This is a genomic window from Microbispora sp. NPDC049125 (assembly GCF_040802045.1).
Lineage (GTDB): Bacteria > Actinomycetota > Actinomycetes > Streptosporangiales > Streptosporangiaceae > Microbispora.
Window position 1 is genome coordinate 18803 of the sequence record NZ_JBEZDW010000056.1, and the last position, 21331, is coordinate 40133.

Annotated in this window: 23 protein-coding genes; 8 read left to right on the forward strand and 15 right to left on the reverse strand. The window is 71.1% G+C overall.

Features of this window, described 5'->3' with window-relative positions; genetic code table 11:
- Positions 1–85: 85 nt before the first annotated feature.
- From AB0B72_RS37640 to AB0B72_RS37655, 4 genes are all read right to left on the reverse strand, one after another.
- Positions 86–2989: a UPF0182 family protein gene (locus AB0B72_RS37640; RefSeq protein WP_367744366.1), complete on the reverse strand. Its 2904-nt coding sequence runs from the start codon at positions 2987–2989 to the stop codon at positions 86–88.
- A gap of 215 nt (positions 2990–3204) precedes the next feature.
- Positions 3205–4251, reverse strand: coding sequence for a PDZ domain-containing protein (locus AB0B72_RS37645; RefSeq protein WP_367744367.1), 1047 nt, complete (start codon positions 4249–4251; stop codon positions 3205–3207).
- Between the two features lie 28 nt (positions 4252–4279).
- On the reverse strand, positions 4280–4705 hold the full coding sequence (locus tag AB0B72_RS37650; protein ID WP_367744369.1) for a molybdenum cofactor biosynthesis protein MoaE: 426 nt from the start codon (positions 4703–4705) through the stop codon (positions 4280–4282).
- A 138-nt stretch (positions 4706–4843) separates the two neighbouring features.
- Positions 4844–5914 carry an NAD-dependent epimerase/dehydratase family protein gene (locus tag AB0B72_RS37655; RefSeq protein WP_367744370.1) on the reverse strand — a complete coding sequence of 357 codons (1071 nt, stop codon included), beginning with the start codon at positions 5912–5914 and terminating at the stop codon, positions 4844–4846.
- Positions 5915–6047: 133 nt separating this feature from the next.
- Here AB0B72_RS37655 and AB0B72_RS37660 point away from each other — a divergent pair, with 133 nt between their 5' ends.
- The 3 genes from AB0B72_RS37660 to AB0B72_RS37670 all read left to right on the forward strand — a co-directional run bounded on the left by AB0B72_RS37660 (position 6048) and on the right by AB0B72_RS37670 (position 9112).
- Complete coding sequence (locus AB0B72_RS37660; protein ID WP_367744393.1) at positions 6048–7322, forward strand: zinc-dependent metalloprotease; 1275 nt, start codon at positions 6048–6050, stop codon at positions 7320–7322.
- 179 nt (positions 7323–7501) lie between these two features.
- The gene (locus AB0B72_RS37665; protein WP_367744373.1) at positions 7502–8047 is read left to right on the forward strand and encodes an NUDIX hydrolase; all 546 of its coding nucleotides are present in this window, start codon (positions 7502–7504) and stop codon (positions 8045–8047) included.
- An 81-nt stretch (positions 8048–8128) separates the two neighbouring features.
- Positions 8129–9112, forward strand: a complete 984-nt coding sequence (locus tag AB0B72_RS37670; RefSeq protein WP_367744374.1) for an endonuclease/exonuclease/phosphatase family protein — start codon at positions 8129–8131, stop codon at positions 9110–9112.
- A 32-nt stretch (positions 9113–9144) separates the two neighbouring features.
- On the opposite strand, the gene AB0B72_RS37675 is transcribed toward AB0B72_RS37670, so the two are convergent.
- Together AB0B72_RS37675 and AB0B72_RS37680 are read right to left on the reverse strand one after the other, a co-directional pair.
- Positions 9145–9735: a hypothetical protein gene (locus AB0B72_RS37675; RefSeq protein WP_367744376.1), complete on the reverse strand. Its 591-nt coding sequence runs from the start codon at positions 9733–9735 to the stop codon at positions 9145–9147.
- On the reverse strand, positions 9732–10247 hold the full coding sequence (locus AB0B72_RS37680) for a M48 family metallopeptidase (protein ID WP_367744377.1): 516 nt from the start codon (positions 10245–10247) through the stop codon (positions 9732–9734). Before AB0B72_RS37680 ends, AB0B72_RS37675 begins: the two co-directional genes overlap by 4 nt.
- Positions 10248–10446: 199 nt before the next feature.
- On the opposite strand from AB0B72_RS37680, the gene AB0B72_RS37685 reads away from it, so the two are divergent.
- Together AB0B72_RS37685 and AB0B72_RS37690 are read left to right on the forward strand one after the other, a co-directional pair.
- Positions 10447–11511 (forward strand): ThiF family adenylyltransferase, encoded by a 1065-nt coding sequence (locus tag AB0B72_RS37685; protein WP_367744378.1) that lies wholly within the window; start codon positions 10447–10449, stop codon positions 11509–11511.
- On the forward strand, positions 11508–12863 hold the full coding sequence (locus AB0B72_RS37690; RefSeq protein ID WP_367744380.1) for an ABC1 kinase family protein: 1356 nt from the start codon (positions 11508–11510) through the stop codon (positions 12861–12863). Before AB0B72_RS37685 ends, AB0B72_RS37690 begins: the two co-directional genes overlap by 4 nt.
- A 21-nt stretch (positions 12864–12884) precedes the next feature.
- Here AB0B72_RS37690 and AB0B72_RS37695 read toward each other — a convergent pair whose 3' ends face one another.
- From AB0B72_RS37695 to AB0B72_RS37720, 6 genes are all read right to left on the reverse strand, one after another.
- Positions 12885–13214 carry a hypothetical protein gene (locus AB0B72_RS37695; protein WP_367744381.1) on the reverse strand — a complete coding sequence of 110 codons (330 nt, stop codon included), beginning with the start codon at positions 13212–13214 and terminating at the stop codon, positions 12885–12887.
- Positions 13215–13506: 292 nt separating this feature from the next.
- Positions 13507–13689, reverse strand: a complete 183-nt coding sequence (locus tag AB0B72_RS37700) for a hypothetical protein (protein WP_367744382.1) — start codon at positions 13687–13689, stop codon at positions 13507–13509.
- Positions 13690–13719: 30 nt separating this feature from the next.
- Positions 13720–13983 carry a WhiB family transcriptional regulator gene (locus AB0B72_RS37705; RefSeq protein WP_367744394.1) on the reverse strand — a complete coding sequence of 88 codons (264 nt, stop codon included), beginning with the start codon at positions 13981–13983 and terminating at the stop codon, positions 13720–13722.
- 118 nt (positions 13984–14101) lie between these two features.
- Positions 14102–14383 carry a hypothetical protein gene (locus AB0B72_RS37710; RefSeq protein WP_367744383.1) on the reverse strand — a complete coding sequence of 94 codons (282 nt, stop codon included), beginning with the start codon at positions 14381–14383 and terminating at the stop codon, positions 14102–14104.
- Positions 14384–14503: 120 nt separating this feature from the next.
- On the reverse strand, positions 14504–15388 hold the full coding sequence (gene tesB, locus AB0B72_RS37715; RefSeq protein ID WP_367744384.1) for an acyl-CoA thioesterase II: 885 nt from the start codon (positions 15386–15388) through the stop codon (positions 14504–14506).
- Between the two features lie 25 nt (positions 15389–15413).
- Positions 15414–17459 (reverse strand): ATP-dependent DNA helicase UvrD2, encoded by a 2046-nt coding sequence (locus AB0B72_RS37720; protein ID WP_367744385.1) that lies wholly within the window; start codon positions 17457–17459, stop codon positions 15414–15416.
- 114 nt (positions 17460–17573) lie between these two features.
- Here AB0B72_RS37720 and AB0B72_RS37725 point away from each other — a divergent pair, with 114 nt between their 5' ends.
- Positions 17574–18512, forward strand: a complete 939-nt coding sequence (locus tag AB0B72_RS37725) for an alpha/beta hydrolase (RefSeq protein ID WP_367744386.1) — start codon at positions 17574–17576, stop codon at positions 18510–18512.
- Positions 18513–18670: 158 nt separating this feature from the next.
- Positions 18671–18910: a mycoredoxin gene (locus tag AB0B72_RS37730; RefSeq protein WP_367744387.1), complete on the forward strand. Its 240-nt coding sequence runs from the start codon at positions 18671–18673 to the stop codon at positions 18908–18910.
- 47 nt (positions 18911–18957) lie between these two features.
- On the opposite strand, the gene AB0B72_RS37735 is transcribed toward AB0B72_RS37730, so the two are convergent.
- On the reverse strand, positions 18958–19197 hold the full coding sequence (locus tag AB0B72_RS37735) for a hypothetical protein (protein WP_367744388.1): 240 nt from the start codon (positions 19195–19197) through the stop codon (positions 18958–18960).
- A gap of 117 nt (positions 19198–19314) precedes the next feature.
- Here AB0B72_RS37735 and AB0B72_RS37740 point away from each other — a divergent pair, with 117 nt between their 5' ends.
- Positions 19315–20235, forward strand: coding sequence for a LysR substrate-binding domain-containing protein (locus AB0B72_RS37740; protein WP_367744390.1), 921 nt, complete (start codon positions 19315–19317; stop codon positions 20233–20235).
- Between the two features lie 30 nt (positions 20236–20265).
- Here the strand turns inward: AB0B72_RS37740 and AB0B72_RS37745 are convergent, their stop codons facing one another.
- Both AB0B72_RS37745 and AB0B72_RS37750 read right to left on the reverse strand, forming a co-directional pair.
- Positions 20266–20934 (reverse strand): M15 family metallopeptidase, encoded by a 669-nt coding sequence (locus AB0B72_RS37745; protein ID WP_367744391.1) that lies wholly within the window; start codon positions 20932–20934, stop codon positions 20266–20268.
- Positions 20935–21085: 151 nt separating this feature from the next.
- On the reverse strand, positions 21086–21331 hold a 246-nt coding region (locus AB0B72_RS37750), incomplete at its 5' end, for a hypothetical protein (RefSeq protein WP_367744392.1).

A 21331-nucleotide genomic window follows, 5' to 3' on the forward strand; every position in this document is an offset into this window, starting at 1 on the left:
CAGCCTATCGCCAGTGGAAGGAGCAGGCAAATCGGCAGGCCCCGGGGCCGGGACGACCCCGGGGACCATGACGGACGGCGACGTCTCAGCCGCTCGGCGACGCGCTCGGTGTCGCGCTGGGAGACCCGCTCGGGCCGGCACTCGGGCTGGCGCTCGGGCTGGGTGAGCCGCTCGGCGAGGCGGCCGACTTGCCCTGCAGCCGGGCCAGCTCGTCCAGGGCCTGCTTCAGCGCGGTCTGGGCCTTGCCGTAGTCCTCCCAGTTGGGCGGATCGTCCGACAGGGCCTTCTGCGAGTCCGAGTACGCCTGCTGAGCCTTGTTCAGCGCCGACTGGAGCGACGGGTTCGTCGTCGTCGGCTGCTCCGGCTGGTTCGGCTGGTCCGGCGGCGGCTGTTCGGGCGTGGTGGTGGCGCCGAACACCTGCTGCAGCGCCTGGCTCAGGTTGTCGCCGAAGCCCACCTTCTCGCCGTACAGGACGAGGACCTTGCGCAGCGTCGGATACTTGCCCGAGGTCTCGGCCCGGGGCTGGACGTAGACGGGTTCCACGTACAGCAGGCCGCCGCCGAACGGCAGCGTCAGCAGGTTGCCGTACAGCACGTCGGTCGCCCCCGAGTTGCCGCGCAGCAGGTTGAGCTGCGTGGAGACCGTGGTGTTCGACTCGAACAGGTTCTGCGCCTGCGGCGGACCCTGTATGGCCGTGGTGCTGGGCAGCTGGAGGATCTGCAGCTTGGCGTTCGCCGCGTCCGCCGTGGCGTCGACGGCCATGAAAGCCGCCATGTTCTGCCGCCGGTTCGGCACGAACGTGGTGGTCAGCGAGAACCTCTCGGTGCTGCCCGGCATCTTCATGGTCACGTAGTACGGCGGCTGCTTGCTCTTGCCGGTGGCCGGGTCCTCCGGGACCTTCCAGAAGTCCTGCCCGCCGAAGAACGCGTTGGCGTCGGTGACGTGGTAGGAGGTCAGGATCTCCCGCTGGGCCTTGAACAGGTCGGCCGGGTAGCGCAGGTGGGCGCGCAGGCCCGGGGAGATGTCCGACGCCGGCTTCACGATGCCGCCGAAGGCCTTCTGCCACGTCTGCAGCACCGGGTCCTTGGAATCCCAGGCGTAGAGCGTCACGGTGCCGTCGTAGGCGTCCACGGTGGCCTTGACGGAGTTGCGGATGTAGTTGATCTCGTCGTGCGGCACCTGCTGGACGCCGAGGCGGGTCGTCGAGATGTCGGTGGTCAGCGACTCCAGACTCCTGCGCTCGGAGTAGGGGTAGTCGTCCGACGTCGTGTAGCCGTCGACGATCCAGACGATCCGCCCGTCGACGATGGACGGGTAGGGGTCGCGGTCCAGGGTGAGGAACGGCGCCACCTGCTGGATGCGTTCGATCGGCTCACGGGTGTACATGATCCGGGAGTCGGAGTTGATGTTGGAGTTGAGCAGCAGGTTGGTCTCGCCGTACTTGAGCGCGTAGAGGGCCCGGCGGAAGAAGCCGCCGATCGGGACGCCGCCCTTGCCGTCGTAGGTGTTGTTCACCTGGCCGGTCGTGTTCTGACCGGCGCCGCTCTGGCTCTGCTCCGGGTAGTCGAGCTCGATCTTCTGGCCGTTCTTCGGGCCGCCGACGATCGAGTAGTCCGGCGAGTTCTCCCCGAAGTAGACCCGGGGCTGGTACGTGCCGAGGTCGCCGACCGGCGGGATGTCCCGCTCGCTGAACACCGGCAGGCCGCTGGAGTCCACCTTGTTGCCCGGGGCTGCGACGAACCCGAACCCGTGCGTGTAGACGAGGTGGTTGTTGATCCAGTTACGCTGCCCCTCCTGCGGCTGGCCGATGTCGCGCACCGCCACCACGGTGTCCCTCAGCGCGCCGTCGACGGGGTACCTGTCGATGTCGAGCTGCTCGGGGAACTGGTAGTAGCCGCGGATCTGCTGCTTCTGCTGGAAGGTCGGCGACAGCAGGCTCGGGTCGAGCAGCCGCATGCCGGGGATGGCCTGCGACTCGGTCTGCAGGACCGAGGGGTCGGCGTCCGTCTTCGCGCTGTAGTCCGTGACCGTCGCCGTATCCACCCCGTACGCCGTCCGGGTCGCGGCGATGTTGCGCTGGATGTAGTCGCGCTCCTTGCTCTGCTGGTTCGGCTTGACCTGGAACTGCTCGACCAGCACCGGGTAGACGCTGCCGATGAGCACGGCCGACAGGACGAGCAGCCCCAGCGCGACGCCCGGGAACATGCCGCCCGGCCTGACCACGCCTGCGAAGAAGATCAGGGCGCAGATCAGCGAGATGACCGCGAGGATGCCCTTCGCCGGCAGCACGGCGTGGACGTCGGTGAACGACGCGCCGAAGACCTTGCCCCGGTCGGAGAACACCAGGCCGTACCTGTCCAGCCAGTAGGCCAGGGCCTTGAGCAGCACGAAGACGCCGAGCAGCACCGACAGGTGGGCCCTGGCGGCGCGGGTGGCCTGCACCCCGCCGGGGGACTGCAGGCGGAACCCTCCGTAGAGGTAGTGCACGACGGCCGCGGCGATGATCGACAAGATCACGGCCGTGAACAGGAAGTTCAGCACCATCCGCAGGAACGGATAGGTGAACACGAAGAACGACAGGTCGAGGCCGAACTGCTGGTCCTTCTGGTGGAACGGCGTGGCGTTGGCGAACATCAGCCAGGTCTTCCACTGCCCGGCGATCGACGACCCGGTGAACAGCGCGAGGACGCCCATGCCGATGCCGAAGACGAGCCGCCGGTGCGGGTCGAGCGCCAGCCGGTAGCGGTCGGCCCCCTGCGGGGCGCCGAACATCCCCGGGCCGAACATCGGCCGGGTCCGGTGGGCCAGCACCATGTTGCCGCCCACGATGCCGACCATCAGGGCGGCGCCGATCAGGAACAGCACGATCTGCGTCACGAGGAGGGTCGAGAACACCGACGAGAAGTTGACCGAGTCGTACCAGAGGTAGTCGGTGTAGACCCCGGCGAACAGGAGAAGTAACACCACGATCGCCACGAGGGCGATCATGACGGGAACGAGAAGTCGCGGCCGGCGGGGCAAGCGCATCGCCCGTCCGGCTCCGGGGCTCCGGAAGCTCAACGCCAACCCCTTGTCTCAGAGCAACGGTCCGTGCTTGGAAACCTACACCGCGAAACGCGCGGTCGTGATTCCGGAGGTGGATCACTTTCACCGTGGCTCCCCAGGCAGACGCGCACGTCATACCGGGCTTCGCCCGGCAGGGGCTACGCCGCCGGGCAGGCCGGCACGGGCCCGGAGCCCGAGCGCAGGGAGTCCAGAGCCTTGACCGCGTCGGTGAACGTCGCGACCTTGACCAGGCGAAGGCCCTTCGGCACCGCCTTGACCGCGTCGGCGCAGTTCTCCGCGGGAGTGAGGAAGACCGTGGCGCCGGCGGCCCGCGCGCCGGCCATCTTCTGCTCGATCCCCCCGATGGCGCCGACGTTGCCGGCCGGGTCGATGGTCCCGGTACCGGCGACCGACTTCCCGCCCGTGATCGACCCCGGCGTGAGCTTGTCGTAGATGCCGAGCGAGAACATCAGCCCGGCGCTCGGGCCGCCGACGTCGCCGACGCTGATGTCGACCTTGAAGGGGAACCGGTAGTCGGCGCGCATCCGCACGCCCACCATGGCCTTGCCGTCCTTGGCCTTGGCGGTACCGACGGTCACCTCGCTGGTGGTGCTCGCCCGCCTGACGGTGAAGCGCACCTGCTCCCCCGGCTTGTGCCCGCGCACGGCCGCCGCCACGGCGTCCAGGTCGCCGGTGGCGGCGCCGTCCACGGCGGTGATCTCGTCGCCGGGCTTGAACTTGCCGTCGGCGGGCGTGCCCGGGTCGGTCTGGGCCACGATGACCGTCTTCTGCACGGGGATCTTCAGCGCGGCCAGGGCCGCCGCGGTGGCCGACTGCTGCGAGTCGGTCATCTCCTGGGTGTTCTGCTCCTCGATCTGCTTCGCCGACGACGTCCTCGGGAAGAGGGCCTCCTCCGGGACCACGGCGATGGTCGGGTTCAGCCAGCCGCGCAGGGCGGTGAGCAGGTCGAGCCGGTTGTCCGGGCCTCCCTGGTAGGCGACCGTGACCAGGCTCAGCGATCCCGTCACGGGGTAGGTCTCATGCCCCGAGATGGTGATGACCGGCTTGCCCTTGACGACACCGATGGTGTTCTCCGTCGGGCCTGGGCTCAGCACGACGTACGGCACCGGCAGCATGGCGCCGACGACCGCGAGCGCGAGGGTCAGGAAACCCGCCACCATCAGGGTCAGAGCGCGTCGGGACATGGAGGAACTCTATGCGTTCCGGCTGACGTTAATCGCAGGCGCCGACCCACTCCGAATCGCCGTCGGCGAACATCTGGTTCTTCCAGATGGGCACCTCGCGCTTGAGATCGTCGATCAGCCGCCGGCATGCCTCGAAGGCCTCGCCCCTGTGGGGGCAGGCCGCCGCGACCACGACCGCGATCTCACCCAGGCGCAGGTCGCCGACCCGGTGAACCGCCGCCAAGGCGGTCACCGGGAAGTCGGCAGCCACCTTCTCCGCCACCTGCCGCAGGTGCTCCTCGGCGGAGGGATGAGCCGAGTACGACAGGAGCGTCACCGGCCTGCCGCCGTCCTGCTCCCGCACCGTCCCGACGAAGACCGCCGTGCCTCCCGCCGCGTGGTCGCCCACGGCGCCGAGCACCTCGTCCACGGACAGCGGCGTGTCACGCACTCCCAGCAACCGGATCACATCCACATCCCGAGGGTAATACGGCTCCCGCGGGCGCCGGCAACGCGGCTCGCACCGGCCGTCGAGGAGCGCGCTGAACTGTGCGCCATCGGCGCGAGGGGCCTCGAAGGCGCCCCCGGGCCCGCGCGAGCGGAGCGAGCGCCGTCAGGTCCGCCGCTTGCGGCGGGCGGCGCGGACGATCGCCGCGGTGCCGATGACGGCGACCGTGGCGCCTGCCGCCGTGATCGTGGCCTCCTTGCCCGACAGGCGGCGGCCGACGACGGCGTGCCTGCCCTCGCGCAGCTCCAGCAGCTCCCGCAGGGCCTCCTCGTTCGTCCAGGACGGCTTCCACCCCGCCTCCCGCAGGGACGCGCAGTCGACCACCCAGGGGTAGACCACGTAGTGGAGGTCCGTGGCCGGAGCAGGGGTGATGCCGAGCCGGTGGAGCCGCTGGGCGGTGCCGAAGGTCAGCCCGGCGGGCAGCTCGAACCGGCGCAGTCCGGCGATCTCCTCCACCTGCTCCATCTCCAGCCATCCGTCCGAGCCGACGGCGACGACCCCGCTCACCTTGCCGAGCGCGGCGGCCTCCAGGGCCGACACGAGGTCGTCGATGTGGCAGAACTGCCAGCGCGGCAGGCAGCCCTTCACCACGAGCAGCCGCGGGGCCTCGAAGTGGCGGGTGATGACCGTGTCGACCTCGTGCCCGACCAGGGCGGCCGGGCGGAGCACGGTCACCTCCAGGCCCGGATGGGAGCGCAGCGAGCGGCGGACCAGCGCCTCGATCTCCAGGTGGTCTCCGACCAGGCCGGTGTCGGGCTCGGCGGCCACCGGACCGTCCTCCGGGAGGGGCACCTCGTTCTCGGCGGCGGCGCCGTACACCATGGCGCTCGTGACGAGCACCACACGGCGGACCCGGGCGGCCGCGCAGGCGGTGAGCACGGTCTGGGCCGCGCGGATGTTGTAGCGGCGGCGCTCCGAGGGGTCGGAGTCGAGCGACTCGTCGGTCCCCAGATGCACCAGGACGTCCACGTCGGATATCCGGTTCGCCAAGAGCGGATCACGAATGTCCAGGACGCGCCAGGTGACGTCGGACACGTCGCCGCGATGGTCGTCGATCGCGACCACACGGCGGAATTCCGCAGACGAGGCCACTCTTGCGAGGAACGCCCTGCCCGTTCCGGAGGCGGCGCCGGTGACGGCGACGACGAGTGGACGAAGGCGTTTCGAGGTAGGCACGAGGTCCTCACTTTGCACTGATCCGCCCCACGGCGGATAACGTGGCGGATGTGGACTCCTCCATCCTGCACGAGGTGGCGCGGTGACTGACCTGCCAGGTCGCGAAAACGACCCCAACGACAATCCCTTCGCCATGTTCGGCAACCCGGAGCAGATAGCGGCGGCCATGCGGCAGTTCGCGGACATGCTGTCCGCCTCTCCGGACGCCGGGCCCGTCAATTGGGAGATGGCCAAGAACATCGCACGGCACGCCGTGGTCGCCGAGGGCGACCCGAGCGTCATGGAGGGCGAGCGGCGCCAGATCGCCGAAGCCCTCAACCTGGCCGACCTGTGGCTCAACGAGGTGACGGCGCTGCCGAGCGGCGTGGTCACCCCGCAGGCCTGGAGCCGGTCGGAGTGGATCGAGAAGACCGTCCCGGTGTGGAAGCAGTTGTGCGACCCCGTCGCCGCCCGCATGGTCGAGACGATGGGCGGCACGCTCGGGGCGGCCGGTCTGCCCCCGGAGGCCCAGGCGATGGCCGGGCCGCTCATGGGCATGCTGCGCCAGATGGGCAGCATGATGGTCGGCCAGCAGATCGGCCAGGCCCTCGGGTCGCTGGCCCGTGAGGTGGTCGGCTCCACCGACATCGGGCTGCCGCTGTCTGACACCGCGGCGCTGCTGCCGGGCGGGATCGCCGCCTTCGGCCAGGGGCTGGAGACGCCCTCGGACGAGATCCGGCTCTACCTGGCTCTGCGCGAGGCGGCGCACCACCGGCTGTTCCAGCACGTCCCGTGGCTGCGGGGGCACCTGCTCGGGGCCGTCGAGGAGTACGCCCAGGGCATCACGGTGGACGTCTCCGCGCTGGAGGAGAAGCTCCAGGGCCTCGACATCAGCAACCCGGCCCAGATCCAGGAGGTGCTTGGCGGCGGCGAGCTGCTCAAGCCCGAGGAGACCGAGCGGCAGAAGGCCGCGCTCGCCCGGCTGGAGACCGCACTCGCGCTGGTCGAGGGCTGGGTGGCCACCGTGGTGAACGCCGCGGCGGAGGGCAAGCTGCCGTCGGCCGTGGCTCTGGCCGAGACCGTGCGGCGGCGCCGGGCCACGGGCGGCCCCGCCGAGAGGACGTTCGCCACGCTGGTCGGCCTGGAGCTTCGGCCGAGGCGGCTGCGCGAGGCCGCGGCGCTGTGGAGCGCTCTCACCGGCGAGCGGGGCGTCGACGGCCGTGACAGTCTGTGGGGTCACCCCGATCTCATGCCCACCGCCGACGATCTCGACAACCCTGACGCCTTCGTGAAGGGTGAGGCCGAGCTCGACCTGTCGGGGCTCGACGATCAGCCGGGAGGACCGCAGGAGCCTGAGCGGTCTCAGGAGCGGGAGCAGGACGGCGGCGACGAGACCGGTGGAAAGGACGATCCCGCCCCAGGCCGGTGACCGGCCCCGGTGACCGGCCCCGGTGACCGGCCCCGGTGCCAGGTCCAGTGACCGGTCCGACGCCAGGCCCGCTGCCATGCCGGTCCGACGCCAGGAGCCCGCTGCCATGCCGGTCCGGCGCCGGGTCCGGTGTCACCGCCCGCGCCGCCACGCCGGGGCGGGACGGGTAGGCTGCGCCGGTGAGCCTGCATCGTGACGCGTGCGCCGTTCTGACCGCATGGACGGCGCCCACCCGCGAGGAGGAACTGCTCCGCGAGCAGTTCCTGGCGCACCTGCACGACCACGAGGACGCGATGTGGCGCGCGTGCGCCCCCGGCCATCTGACCGCGACGACCGCCGTGCTCTCACACGACCGGAGCCAGGTGCTGCTGACCCTCCATCCAAAGGCGGGGATGTGGCTCCCGATGGGTGGTCACTGTGAGATCACCGACACCTCGCTCGCCCAGGTCGCGCTGAGGGAGGCGACCGAGGAGTCGGGCATCCCCGGGCTGGTCCTGCTGGACGGCCCTCTCGCCCTCGACCGGCACAAGGTGTGGTGCCACCCGCCGCACAGCTGGCATCTCGATGTCGAGTACGGCGCCGTCGCGCCTCCAGGGGCCGAGGCCGTGATCAGCGCCGAGTCGCTGGACCTGCGGTGGTTCCCCGTGGAGGAGATCCCCGAGCTGAGCGACGAGGCCACCCGGCGGCTCGCCCGCCGCGCCCGGGAGCTGCCGAGCCGGGTCTGATCCGGGCCCGCACGCGACCTGCACCCGATCCGCACATATGCCTTACGCGGTCTTGTTCCGCCGGTGGCTAAGGTCGGCCACATGACCAAGGTTGACGTAGGCGGGGTCGTCATGGAGCCCCAGCGCCGCCGGATGAAGGTGTCCGCGACGCTCGCGTGGGTGTTCGTGGCGCCGTTCGCCGGCTGGGCCCTGGCCCGGCTCATCGGTCTCGACCGCGGGCCGGTGATCGTCGAACTGATGACGGCGACGCCGTACGTCGCGGCGCTGTCGCCGCTCGCCATCCTCGTCGCGGCCGCCGCCCGCAGCCGGGCCGCGCTGGCCGTCGCGGTCGCGACGACCGTCTTGATGGCCGCCATGATCCTGCCCCGGGCGGTGGCCTCCACGCCCACCGCGACCGGCCCGGCGCTGCGGATCCTGACCGTGAACCTGTTCTTCGGCAACGGCGACGCCGAGACGGTGATCGGCCTCGTCCGGCAGCTCAAGCCGGACATCCTGAACACCCAGGAGCTCGATCCCGACGAGGTGAAGGCCCTCGACACCGCGGGGATCGCGACGCTCCTGCCGTACCGGGACGTGGAGAACGGCTTCGGCCCCTCGGGGAGCGGGATCTTCTCCCGCTTCCCGCTGACCCCGCTTCCCGACTTCGCGCCGGAGGGCGGCCACCACATGCCGGCGGCCAGGTTCGCCGTGCCGGGAGGACAGGTCGTCGAGCTCGTCGACGTGCACACCCTCGCCCCCCTGGGCCGGGACGTCGCCGCGTGGACGGCGGACCTCAAGTCGCTCCCGGCTCCGTCGCCGGGCGTCGTGCGCATCCTCGCCGGCGACTTCAACGCCAGCCTCGACCACGTGGCGCTGCGCGACGTCCTCGCCCTGGGCTACACCGACGCCGCCGACGCCACCGGCAACGGGCTGCTCGCCACGTGGCCGGCGAACAAGCGGCTGCCGCCGTTCATCACGATCGACCACGTGCTGTTCGACGGCCGGGCCTCGGCGGTGAGCACGAGCATCCACGCCGTTCCCGGCACCGATCACCGCGCGCTGTTCGCGGAGCTCCGCCTTCCCTGACGACCTGTCGGCCGCCCCTCGGGTGAGCCCCTTCAGGTGAGCAGGGTGCGGGTGTTGTCCCAGCCCTCAAGGCCGAGATCGAGCCGGGCGACGTCGGCCGGCCTTCTGAGCCGGTGCCAGCCGGGCCCGGTCGCCACCATGCGGGGGCCGGGAGCCTCGCGGCGCAGCCGCGCGACGAGGTCGGGCTCGTCGAAGGCCGGTTCGCCGAAGGCGGGGGCCGCCCACTCCGGCAGCGGCAAGCGGGAGGCGACGGCGGCGGCTCCCCCGCCCTCCGACGGGCAGACCGCGATGTGGGCCCTGCCCAGCTCGCGGAAGAGCTTTCCGATCAGCAGCGGCGGCAGATCGGGCGCGTCGCCGCTGATCACCACACCCTCGTCCCCGTACGGCAGGGCGGCGAAGGCGTGCGCGGGGGTGTCGATGCCGATCACCGGCGTGCCCGGCCAGGCGATCTCGTCGAGCCCCGGGACGCCGGCTGAGAGGATCACAGGCTGGACCAGCTCAAGCCCGGCGACCATCTCGTAGGTGTCCTCGGCCATCGCCAGGAGGAACTCGGCGGGGTCGACGCCGGGGGGCGCAGCCTTCGCCATCCCGGCCGTGACCAGGACCGCGGCGATCCGGCTCAACACTCCTCCGCGGATCCGTTGGCCGCCACGGAGAAGCCTTCCAGGAAACCTCTGGCACGTTCCGCGCGCGGATAGCGCTCGACCAGGGCCCAGAACCGGGGCCCGTGACTGGGAACGAGCAGGTGGACGAGCTCATGGATGATCACGTAGTCGACGACCCAGGCCGGCATGCCGCGCAGCCGGGCCGACAGGCGGATCGTGCCGTGATCCGGAGTGCATGATCCCCACCGGTGCAACTGGTTCTCCACCCAGCGGACGCTCGTCGGCAGCGCCTTGCCGTCCAGGTACCGGGCCGACAGATCCATCGCGCGGTCGAGCAGATCGTCGTCGTTGGGGCGCCTTCGCTGCTCCTTGGCCGCAAGCCGGTCGAGCATGCGGCGCACCCACTGCTCCTCGTCGGTCGTGCTCAGACCAGCCGGAAGCAGCACGATGGTCTTGTCGCCATCGCGGTACGCGGAAACGGTTCGCCGCCGTCGTGCGCTCCGACGAACCTCGACTGTCTCGGGGGGCACATATGAAAGGTAGCCGACACGCGCGGAATTCCACAGGGGGTGGTACACGTTCTCCCTGGTCAATCGGGCGAACGTGACCTTGCGGGCATGAAAACTGCGGCGTACGGGATGGTCACCTGCCACGATCACCTCGTGATTATCCACAACCCCAGCCGGCACGGCTCGTAAGACCTCCCTGGTGTGGCAGGGTCTGGCTGCTATGAGACCTCGCCTGAAGCCCGTCCTGCGCCGTGTCGAGCGCGACGGCCGCACGCTCCAGTTCGGCGTCCATCCTCTGCGGGCCGTCGTGCTCGCCGACGTCGAGCCGGCCGTGCGCCGGTTCATCGACGGACTGGACGGCACCCGCGGGCTGGAACAGGTCGTGGCCGGCGGCGGCCTGGACGAGGCGTCGGCGCGGGAGCTGGTCGACCGGCTCACCGCGCTCGGCCTCGTCGAGGACGCAGCGGTTCCTCCCCAGCCACTCAGCGGCCTGACGATCGCCGAGCGCGACCGGCTCCGTCCCGAGCTCGAAAGGCTGGCCCTCACCTCCGCCGACGGCGGCATGGGCGGCATGTCCGGCAGGAGGGCCGCCAGGGTCCGGCTCTACGGCGCGGGGCGGGTGGGCGCGCAGGTCGCGTCCCTGCTGGCGGCCGCCGGTGTCGGCCATCTGTGCGTGGTCGATCCCGGCACCGCGCGGCACGAGGACGTCACCCCCGGCGGTCTCGGCTGGGCGGAGGCCGGCAGGCCGCGGGAGGAGGGCGCCGTCGCGGTCGCCCGGCGGATCGCCCCGGGGGTCAACGCCTGGCCGGGGCGGGAGGCCTCACGGCTGAGCGACCGCGGGGCCCGCCCCGATCTGGTGATCCTGGCCCCCGTGGGCCCGCTCGATCCGGTGCTCGTCCACGAGCTCACCGGCGAGGGGCTGCCCCACCTGCTCGTCTCGGCGTTCGAGGGCCACGGCTCGGTCGGCCCTCTCGTCGTCCCCGGCCGCACGCCCTGCCTGCGCTGTCTCGACCTGGCCCGGCGTGACCGCGACCCCTGCTGGCCGGCCGTCAGCGCCCGGCTCGGCGGCTACCCGGCAGGTGAGATCGCGTGCGACGCGGCGCTGTCCTGCCTGGTCGCCGCGCAGGCCGCCGGGCACGCCCTGGCCTTCCTCGACGGCGAGAATGTGACGAACGCCATACACGACGTCTCGCCCGGCTGGCGCTGGCGTCATCGGCCCTGCTCACCACATCCCCGTTGCGATTGTGGTCGAAAGGACTCGGCATCGCTAAGAATGGTCGGGTGACTGACCTCCCCCATCGCGCCGTGACCCGCTCGGCAAAGCTCGCCACGCTTCCTCTCGGGTTCGCCGGCCGCACCGCGCTCGGTCTGGGCCGGCGGCTCGGCGGCGCCTCGGCGGAGATCGTGGCCCAGGAGATACAGCAGCGGACCGCCGACCAGATCTTCAAGGTGCTCGGCGAGCTCAAGGGCGGGGCGATGAAGCTCGGCCAGGCCCTGTCGATCTTCGAGGCGGCCCTGCCGCCCGAGATCGCCGGGCCGTACCGGGCGACCCTGACCAGGCTGCAGGAGGCGGCGCCGCCGCTTCCCGCCGCGACCGTCCACCGGGTCCTGGCCGAGCAGCTCGGCGACGACTGGCGCGAGAACTTCCTGGAGTTCGACGACAGGCCCACCGCGGCCGCCTCGATCGGGCAGGTCCACCGGGCGGTCTGGCACGACGGCCGCGCGGTCGCCGTGAAGATCCAGTACCCGGGAGCGGGCAAGGCCCTGATCTCGGACTTCAACCAACTCGCCCGGGTCGGCAAGCTCTTCGGTGCGATGCTGCCCGGCCTGGACATCAAGCCGGTCCTGGCCGAGCTGAAGGAGCGGGTCGCCGAGGAGCTCGACTACCTCAAGGAGGCCGAGGCCCAGCACGCGTTCGCCCAGGAGTTCAAGGACGATCCCGATTTCTTCATCCCCGACGTCGTCGCGGCGAACGAGCAGATCCTGGTCGCGGAGTGGATGACCGGGACGCCGCTGTCGAAGATCATCACCGACGGCACGCCGGAGGAGCGTGACGCGGCGGGCCTGCGGCTGGTCCGGTTCCTGTTCTGCTCGCCCTCCCGGGCCGGGATGCTGCACGCCGACCCTCACCCCGGCAACTTCCGGGTGATGGAGGACGGCCGGCTCGGCGTGCTCGACTTCGGCGCGGTCAACCACCTGCCGGACGGCTATCCGGCCGCCTTCGGCACGCTGACGCGGATCTTCAACCAGGGCGACATGGACGCGGTGGTCCGGGGCCTGCGCGAGGAGGGCTTCATCCGCCCGCACATCGAGGTCGACGTCGACGCCCTCCGCTCGTTCCTCGCCCCGTACGTCGAGCCGACGCGGGTGGAGGAGTTCACCTTCAGCAGGCAGTGGCTCCGGGAGCGCACGGCGACCATCGCCGACCTGCGGCCGAACAACGTGGTCCGGCAGCTCAACCTTCCGGCGTCGTACGTGCTGATCCACCGCGTCCACGCCGCCGGGGTGGGCGTGCTGTGCCAGCTCGGCACCACGGCCCGTTTCCGCGAGGAGGTCGTCCGCTGGGTGCCCGGCTTCGCCGGCGACCCCGAGACTCCCCTCGACGACGCGACCGGAGGCTTCCGGCACACGGCCTGAGCGCGGCCTCCACGATGCGCGCTAATTGCGCTCGCGTGACCACATGTTCTGGTTGATCTTGCAGATGTGGCCTCTCTTCTTCTTGCAGAAGGCGTTCTGAGTGTTGGTGTTGATGCCGACGACCGACACTTGCTGGACGCCGGTGAAGGTGACAGGGCTGTTCGCGGCGGGCGCGCTCACGTAACGCTTGCCGCTGGAGGTCTGGACGATGGAGTCGCGGTGGCCCTTGTGGCCGGACCCGCCGGTGCCGTGATCTCCCGACCCGGTGGCGCTCGCCTGCGTCGCGGTGCCGAACCCCCACACCGCGATCACCAGCGTGGTCACCACCAGCCGCCGGGAGGTGATGATCATCGCCACAAGCGGATGTCTCGCCCATATACCGCTCATTTGGCGCGCACCTACCCCTTTGATCTATCCACGGTGACTACTCGCACCGGTTCCGACATAAGCGACGCCCTCGTTCATACCCAGCCGCCGGGACCGCCGCCCGCCACCGGCGATCTATGGGGAAGGTGCTGGCCCGCTCTTTGCCGTCGCCGCGAGGGAAGACCTGTCGAACCGGAAAGGCCCGGGCCGTGACGGCCCGGGCCTTCCTCTCAACCCGCCGGGGACGTGAAGTCACCGGCCTCGAACGTGATCCGGCTCAGATCCGCGCGAGCGCGGAGGTGAGGCGCCGGGAGGCGCGTTCGACCTGCCGGCGCGCCTTGCGCACGCTCCTCATCCGGCTGGCCAGTCGCTCCTCTTCGGCCTCGCGGTGGAGGGTTCGTATTCGCTCGTGAACCAGTTCTTGATCGAGATACAGGGAGGCGGTCGGGGAGATGCTCATGTGAATGGTTCCTTCCAGGAATTGCGATGGTCAGGCGGCGACGGGAGTCTTGCGCGGACGGCCGCGGGGCCGCTTGCGGGGGACGACGACCCCCCGCAGGATGAGCTCCCCGCCCCAGACGCCCCACGGCTCCTCGCGCTCCAGCGCGCGGGCCAGGCAGGCCTTCTGGATCGGGCAGCCGCCGCAGAGCGTCTTGGCGAACTCGACGTCTTCCGGAGACTCGGCGAACCACAGGTCGGGCTCGGTACGGCAGGGGATTTCGGCTTCGATCAGGTCCATGACCGGGGCCGTCATCTGCGTCACCTCTTTGACTGGATTGGTCTGGTCGTCCTCGTGGGTGGTGGATTCGTGGCCGGAAAACACGAAGGCCGCGGATCCTTTGTGCGGATCCGCGGCCTGGAGGTGAGACCTGTCACTGTGTGACTGGTTCTCTCCAGGCATAGTGCGGACCCTTGGCACCGTCATTGGCGGTGCGGCGGTCGGTCTGCTCGTCGCCCATCGGCCGGCCCGTGAAGGCCGGGACATAGGCGGGGATGCGGTGGCTGGCCACGTCGGCAAGGACGCCGAAGACGGCCGGGCCCTGCGCCAGCGTGAGCAGGGCCTGGGCACGGGCAGCCTCATGACGCAGTTTGACCTGCGTGCCGAGAGCGTCCGGGCATGCGGAGGCGAGCCACGGCGTGGTGGACATCGTCATGTTCCTCACTGGACTCACCTCCATTTCGATGCGCTGGCCGGACAGGACCGTCCGGCTGACTTGTGCAAGACCCTAAACGCGAACCGCTGGACCCGGCAACCTATTTTCTACCTGCGATTTTCACGGCTTCGTGACATCTTTGTTCACCCGGATCATGCACTCCTGGACCACGGAGACAGCCAGGTCCCCGGAGGCGGTGAACATCTGCCCCCTGGCGAGGCCCCGGGCGCCCCCCGACCAGGGCGACTCCTGGGAGTACAGGATCCACTCGTCGGCACGGAACGGCCGGTGGAACCACATGGCGTGGTCCAGGGACGCGCCGGTGACGTCGGAGGAGCCCCAGGCGAGCCCGTGCGCGAGCAGGACGGTGTCCACGAGCGTGAAGTCGGAGGCGTAGGCGGCGAGCACCACGTGCAGCAGCGGATCGTCCGGCAGCTCCGCGTCGTACCGGAACCAGACGTGGTTCTCCGTGGTGACGAGACTGGGGTCGCGCTGGGCCTCCCAGGGCAGCGCGTTGACGTACCGCGCGTCGACCGGGCGGGGCTTGGACAGCCAGTCCCGCCACATGGGCTCGTCCCCCACGACCGTGCGCATGCGCTCCTGGAAGGTCGGGAGGGTCTCCGGCTCGGGCACCCGGGGCATGAGGGCGGCCTGGTGGCCGACCCCCTCCTCGGAGATGTGGAACGACGCCGACAACGAGAATATGACCTTGCCGTGCTGGATGGCCGTGACGCGCCTGGTGGTGAAGGAGCGCCCGTCGCGAACCCGCTCGACGTTGTAGACGATCGGGATGGCGGGGTCTCCGGGCCGGATGAAGTAGGCGTGCAGCGAGTGCACCATCCGGTCGTCCGGCACCGTACGGCCGGCCGCGACGAGCGCCTGGGCCGCGACCTGGCCGCCGAAGACCCGCTGGATGCGCTCCTCGGGGCTGCGACCCCGGAAGATGTCGAGCTCGATTCTCTCCAGGTCGAGCAGGTCCAGCAGCTCCTTGAGAGCCGAGTTCACGGGGTCCTCCACTGCGCGGGGGTCATCACTCCCCGGTGACACTATCGGCGCCCCGGCACAGGCCGAGCACCGCGTCCCCGTACCGGTCCAGCTTCACCCGCCCGATCCCGGCGATGGCCAGCAGCTCCTCCTCCGAGGTCGGCACCCGCTCGGCGACGGCCTGGAGGGTCACGTCGGTGAACACGACGTAGGCGGGCACCTTGGCCTCCTTGGCCACCTCCGTGCGCCATGTCCTGAGCCGCTCCAGCAGCGCCTCGTCGTAGTCGGCCGGGCAGGTCGCGCAGCGGCCCAGCTTCTGCTCGGTCGCCACCGACAGCGTCTTGCCGCAGATCCGGCAGTGCAGCGGCGTGGCGGACTTCTTGCCTCTGGCAGGCCGCTCGGCGCGGCTCACGCTCGCGGTGTGGGGCGACAGCCCCTCCAGGAACCGGGACGGCCGGCGGGCGCGGCGGCCCCCCGGGGAGCGGGCCAGCGCCCACGACATGTGGAGGTGCTCCCGGGCCCGCGTGACGCCGACGTAGAGCAGGCGGCGCTCCTCCTCGACCTGGTCCGGCGTCTCGGCGTAGACGATCGGCACCATGCCGTCGGTCAGGCCGACGAGGAAGACGGCGTCCCACTCCAGGCCCTTGGCGGCGTGCAGCGAGGCCAGCGTCACGCCCTCGACCGGCGGCGCGTGCTGCTCACTCGCCCGCCGCTCCAGCTCGCCCACGAAGCCCGCGATGGTCGCGCCCTCCGCCCCCATGTCCTCGGCGAGGTCGGCGAGCGCCTTGAGCGACTCCCACTTCTCCCGCGCCTTGCCGCCGCCGGGCGGCTCGGCGGTGAGCCCGATGCCCGTCAGGATCGCGTGCACGGCCGGGGCCAGGGGCTCGTCGTCCCCCGCCGAGCGCGCGGCGCCCCGCAGCAGCACGACCGCCTGCCGCACCTCCGGCCGCTCGAAGAACCGCTCCGCGCCGCGCAGCAGGTACGGCACGCCCGCGTCGGTGAACGCCTGCTCGTACGCCTCCGACTGGGCGTTGATGCGGAAGAGCACGGCGATCTCCCGCGTGGGCACGCCGTCGGCCATCAGCTTCTTGACCGTCAGCGCGACCCCGAGCGCCTCGGCGGCCTCGTCGTCGTACTCGGTGAACACGGGCTCGGGGCCGTCCGGCCGCTGGGCGCGCAGCTCAAGACGGTGGGGCGAGCGCGCCATGACCCGGTTGGCCAGCGTGACGACCTGCGGCGTCGAGCGGTAGTCGCGCACCAGTTTGATGAGGGTGGCCGAGGGGTGCTCGACCGCGAAGTTCGTGAGGTAGTGCGGGGTCGCCCCGGTGAACGAGTAGATCGTCTGGTTGGGGTCGCCGACCACGCACAGGTCGTCGCGCCCGCCGAGCCAGGTGTCGAGCAGCAGCTTCTGCAACGGGTTGACGTCCTGGAACTCGTCGACGACGAAGTAGCGGTACTGCTGGCGGATCTGGGCGGCCACCTCCCGGTGCTCGGTCATCACCGCGGCCGTCAGCTCCAGGATCGTCTCGAAGTCGATCAGGTTGCGCTCGCGGCGCAGGCCCTCGTAGCCCTCGTACAGCCGGGCCACCTCCTCCGGCGCGATCGGCGGGGTGCGCCGGGCCTTCATCGCGGCGGCGGCATAGTCCTCCGGGCCGATCTGGGTGACCTTGGCCCACTCGATCTCGGAGGCGACGTCCCGCAGCTCGCCGCGGTCGGGGTTGCGCCGCATGCGGCGGCACGCCTCGATGAGCAGCGGCAGCTTGGACTCGACGATCTGCGGCGCGTCGCCGCCGATCACCCGGGGCCAGAAGTAGGTCAGCTGCCGTAAGGCCGCGGCGTGGAAGGTGCGGGCCTGGACGCCGGGCGCCCCCAGCATGCGCAGCCGCTGCTTGAGCTCCCCCGCCGCCCGTGTGGTGAACGTCACGGCCAGCACGGCCTGCGGCTCGACGACCCCGCTCTGCACGGCGTACGCGATGCGGTGGGTGATGGCGCGGGTCTTGCCGGTGCCGGCGCCCGCCAGCACGCACACGGGGCCGCGCACCGCCTCCGCGACCTCGCGCTGCTCGGGATCCAGACCCTCCAGGACGTCCAAGGGGCGCTCCCAACATGCATCGCGGACGACGTTACTGGCATCATCCTTCCAGCAGGCGGCCGAGCGTGTCCCGGGGACCGGTCGGCAGGACGGTCACATCGGGAGGAACGAACCGTGAGAACAGCGGTGGGAACAGCGGCGGGCGTCGGGGCGCTGGTCCTCGCGAGCTTCCTGCTCGCGCCCTCGGCGGGCGCCTCGGCCCGCGTCTCCGACCCGGCGCCGAACTCCTCCGCCTCTCCGACCCCGTCCCCGTCTCCCTCTCCGTCCGCGACCACGTCTGACGTGAGGATCCGGACGTTCGCGTACGGCACGCACGTGCGGCAGCGGATGGACGTGTGGTGGCACGAGACCGGCCCGCGGCGGCCCGCCGTGTTCGTCATCCACGGCGGCTGGTGGTCGGGCGGCGACAAGAAGTACATGACCTCGGTGAGCCGGAGCTTCTCCCAGCTCGGGTACACGGTGGTCAACCTCGACTACCGCCTGTCCGGCGACGCGGCCTGGCCGGCCCAGCGCGCCGACACCCTCGACGTGATCGCGACCGTCCGGCGGCACGCCGAGCAGTTCAACACCGACCCGGACCGCTACGTCCTGCTCGGCTTCTCCGCCGGCGGCCACCTCGCGACGGCGGCCGGGGCGTACGGCGACGGCCTGCCCGGCCTGCGCGGGGTCGTGGGGATCTCCCCCGTCGTGTCGCCCCTCACGGCGTACGCCGACGGGCAGGGCGACGGCGCGAGCCTGGAACAGCGCAAGCTGCGCAAGGCCGCGATCGTACTGGCGGGCGGCTGCTCCCCCCGCCAGTGCCCGGCCGTGTGGTCGAGCATGGAGGTGCCGTACCACGCGACGGCCGGGGACGCGCCGGTCATGACCGTGCACTCGGCGGACGAGTTCGTGCCGCCGTACCAGAGCGGCACGCTCAAGCAGGCGCTGGCCGAGGTGGGCGTCCCGATGACCGTGAAGACGATGCCGGGGACGCAGCACAGCGCGCCGCTCTACCGCGAGCCGGGGGTGGCCGACGCCGTCCAGAAGTGGGTCGCCGACAGACTGGGGCACTGAGCCCTCTCTCAGCGCCGGCGCCTCGGGATTCCAGGGCCTCCGGAGCCCGTCACGGAGCCGTCAGAGAGCCGTCAAGGACGGGAACACCGGCACGTCGAGCGGTGTTGCCAATGACTGCTCAGCAATCTTGACGCGTTCACGCACGGGAAAGGACGACCATGGCGCTCACGGTCTACACCACGACTTGGTGCGGCCCCTGCAAGCGGCTCAAGAGCCAGCTCACCCGAGAGGGCATCGTCTTCAGCGAAGTCGACATCGAGCGCCACCCCGACGCCGCGCAGTTCGTGGAGAGCGTGAACAACGGCAACCAGGTGGTTCCCACCGTCGTCGCCGACTGTCACACGATGACCAACCCCTCGGTGGCCGAGGTGAAGCGCCACCTGCAAGGCGCCTGCTGAGTTGCTCCCGCTGAGCGGCGTCCGCCGCACCGGGGCCTCGCGGGCCGTCATCCCTTGAGGAGGCGGGCCCGCAGGCGCCCCAGGCGCGGCATCACGACGTAGACCACGATCGGGACCGTCAGCGTGGCCATGATCGCGGGCTGCAGGTACCGCGGCACCTCCCGGAGAAGGTCGCCGAGGACGAACTGCAGGACGGTCAGCGTGGGCAGAACGGCGGCCCAGACCATCAACGCCTGGTGGTGCGCGGACGGCTCGGCCGGTCGCCGGGTGACAGTGGTGTCGCGCATCGAGGACTCCTTCCAGACCGGAGACGGCGGGTGCGCCGTGCTCGTCCCCTCTACAGTGGAGCCCTTCGACTCAGAAGTCGAAGACATGCTTCATATGGACAGGGATAAGGAGTCGTTATGGAGCTCCGTCAGCTGCACTACGTCGTCGCGGCTGCGGAGGAGGCGAGCTTCACCCGGGCGGCGGCGCGGGTCCACGTCGCCCAGCCGGCGATCAGCCAGCAGATCGCCCAGCTGGAGCGCGAGCTCGGGGAGAAGCTGTTCGACCGGTCGGAGCGCCGCGTCCGCCTGACTCCGGCCGGCGAGGCGTTCCTCCCCCACGCGCGCGCCGCCCTGGACGCGCTGAACGCCGGCAGGGACGCGGTGACCGCACTACGCGGGGAGCTGGCCGGCCGTCTCGCGATCGGCACCGTGCCGTCCCCTCCGGAGTGGCTCGTCGAACGGCTCGGCGAGTTCCAGCGCAGGCATCCCAAGGTGCGCCTCCTCGTGCGAACCGGCGATCCCGAGGCCCTCGCGGCCGGTGTGGCCGCGAACACGCTGGACGCGGCCGTCATCGGCGTGCTGTCCGCGCGCATGCCCGCGGGTCCGGCCGGCATGCGGCTGCCCGCCGCGCTCGCGTCCGAGACCCTCGCCGGCGAGCCGCTGAGCGTCGCCGTGGCGCCGGGCCATCGGCTCGCGCAGGCGGGCGAGGTGGCGCTGTGGGACCTGCGTGAGGAGCCCATCGTCACGCTCACCGAGGGGACGGGTTTGAGAGCGGCCCTGGAAAGCGCCTGCGCCGAGGCGGGATTCGCCCCGCACGTCCAGGCCGAGACCGACGCCCTCGCCGTCGTGGCCGATCTCGTCGCGCACGGATCGGGCGTCGCGCTCCTGCCCCGCTCGGTGGCCGAGCGGACGGGCCTCGTGATCGTCGGGCTGCGCGAGCCGGCCCCGCGCCGGACGCTGGTCCTGATCTGGCACCGGCGGCAGGTGTCCGCGCCGGGCCGCGCCTTCCTCGCGCTCGCCCAGGCCGACGTGCCCGGCAGCGGAGAGCCGCCGGGCTAGGCCCTCCGGCACCGGCACGACGGACGCCCCCTACCGTGCGCCGTCGACGTCACCCCGCCGGCGGCCTGCCGGCTCGGCGGGTCCGTAGCGCGCGGCCGGCGCCCCGGTGACGCACGCCCAGTAGCGGTCGCCGTACGACCAGTGCCACCACTCAGTGGGGTAGTTGACCAGGCCGACGGTGGTGAGCGCCTCCCCGAGGATGCGGCGGCGTCCCCGGACCTCGTCGGAGACCGCCGTGCTGGCCGTGTGGCAGTCCTCGGTGTCGGTGTCGTTGACCGCCGTCCCCAACCACAGCTCGGAGCCGTCCGTCTCGCAGAGGGTCAGATCGACGGCTGCTCCGGCCACGTGCGGGGCGACCTCCGGCGGCGAGATGTAACGGCTCGCCTGCCGGTGGTACCAGGCCGGATCCAGGTTCGGGCGCGCGGCGCGCAGCCGCTCGACGTGTGCGGCGAAGTACCTGGCCTGCAGTTCGAACGGCCGGAAGCCCTCGATGACCAGGAAGCGCAGCGCCGGCGGCAGCAGGGTCTGGGCGACCACCAGACGATCCACGACGCTGAGGCGGAGGTGGGCGTAGCAGCCCTCCTCGTCGGCCATCCGGGTGTCGAGGCGCAGCGCCGGAACCGTACGGAGGTCGAGCAGGGCTTCGCCGGACTCCTCGATCGGCATGCGGCTGACGGCTGGGTCGGAGAGCAGGATCATTCACTGTCCTTATCGGGGATGGATGGCTTCGTGGGCCGCCCGGCGGGGGTCGCCACGCCGACGGCGCCACGCTGCACGGAAATGCGCGGAGATCGATGCCGGGCCGGAGTGGGTGATGCCGCACCGGGGTCGCGGTGCGGCATCACGGTGGTCAGGAGGTGGCGGGCAGGGCGCCGTTGCTGAGGTCCTGGGTGTACCAGGCGGAGCCGATCTTCGGCAGGTAGGTCTCCTGGAGATGACCACCGGAGGCGTTGACGGTGAAAACGCTGGTGAAGCCGTCGTGGTAGAGAGCGGTGGGTGCTCCCGTCACGGCCGGGGTGCCAGCGGTGCCACTGATGTCCTGCGTGTACCACGCCGAACCAATCTTCGGCAGATACGTCTCCTGGAGATGACCACC

Bases quoted from the DNA above. Each gene is read 5' to 3' on its own strand.
- AB0B72_RS37710 (WP_367744383.1), bottom strand. From the start codon at position 14,383: ATGACGATGTCCACCACGCCGTGGCTCGCCTCCGCATGCCCGGACGCT.
- AB0B72_RS37670 (WP_367744374.1), top strand. From the start codon at position 8,129: ATGACCAAGGTTGACGTAGGCGGGGTCGTCATGGAGCCCCAGCGCCGC.
- AB0B72_RS37735 (WP_367744388.1), bottom strand. From the start codon at position 19,197: ATGCGCGACACCACTGTCACCCGGCGACCGGCCGAGCCGTCCGCGCAC.
- AB0B72_RS37740 (WP_367744390.1), top strand. From the start codon at position 19,315: ATGGAGCTCCGTCAGCTGCACTACGTCGTCGCGGCTGCGGAGGAGGCG.
- AB0B72_RS37645 (WP_367744367.1), bottom strand. From the start codon at position 4,251: ATGTCCCGACGCGCTCTGACCCTGATGGTGGCGGGTTTCCTGACCCTC.
- AB0B72_RS37695 (WP_367744381.1), bottom strand. From the start codon at position 13,214: ATGATCATCACCTCCCGGCGGCTGGTGGTGACCACGCTGGTGATCGCG.
- AB0B72_RS37700 (WP_367744382.1), bottom strand. From the start codon at position 13,689: ATGAGCATCTCCCCGACCGCCTCCCTGTATCTCGATCAAGAACTGGTT.
- AB0B72_RS37660 (WP_367744393.1), top strand. From the start codon at position 6,048: ATGTTCGGCAACCCGGAGCAGATAGCGGCGGCCATGCGGCAGTTCGCG.
- AB0B72_RS37705 (WP_367744394.1), bottom strand. From the start codon at position 13,983: ATGACGGCCCCGGTCATGGACCTGATCGAAGCCGAAATCCCCTGCCGT.
- AB0B72_RS37640 (WP_367744366.1), bottom strand. From the start codon at position 2,989: ATGATCGCCCTCGTGGCGATCGTGGTGTTACTTCTCCTGTTCGCCGGG.
- AB0B72_RS37730 (WP_367744387.1), top strand. From the start codon at position 18,671: ATGGCGCTCACGGTCTACACCACGACTTGGTGCGGCCCCTGCAAGCGG.
- AB0B72_RS37745 (WP_367744391.1), bottom strand. From the start codon at position 20,934: ATGATCCTGCTCTCCGACCCAGCCGTCAGCCGCATGCCGATCGAGGAG.
- AB0B72_RS37685 (WP_367744378.1), top strand. From the start codon at position 10,447: ATGAGACCTCGCCTGAAGCCCGTCCTGCGCCGTGTCGAGCGCGACGGC.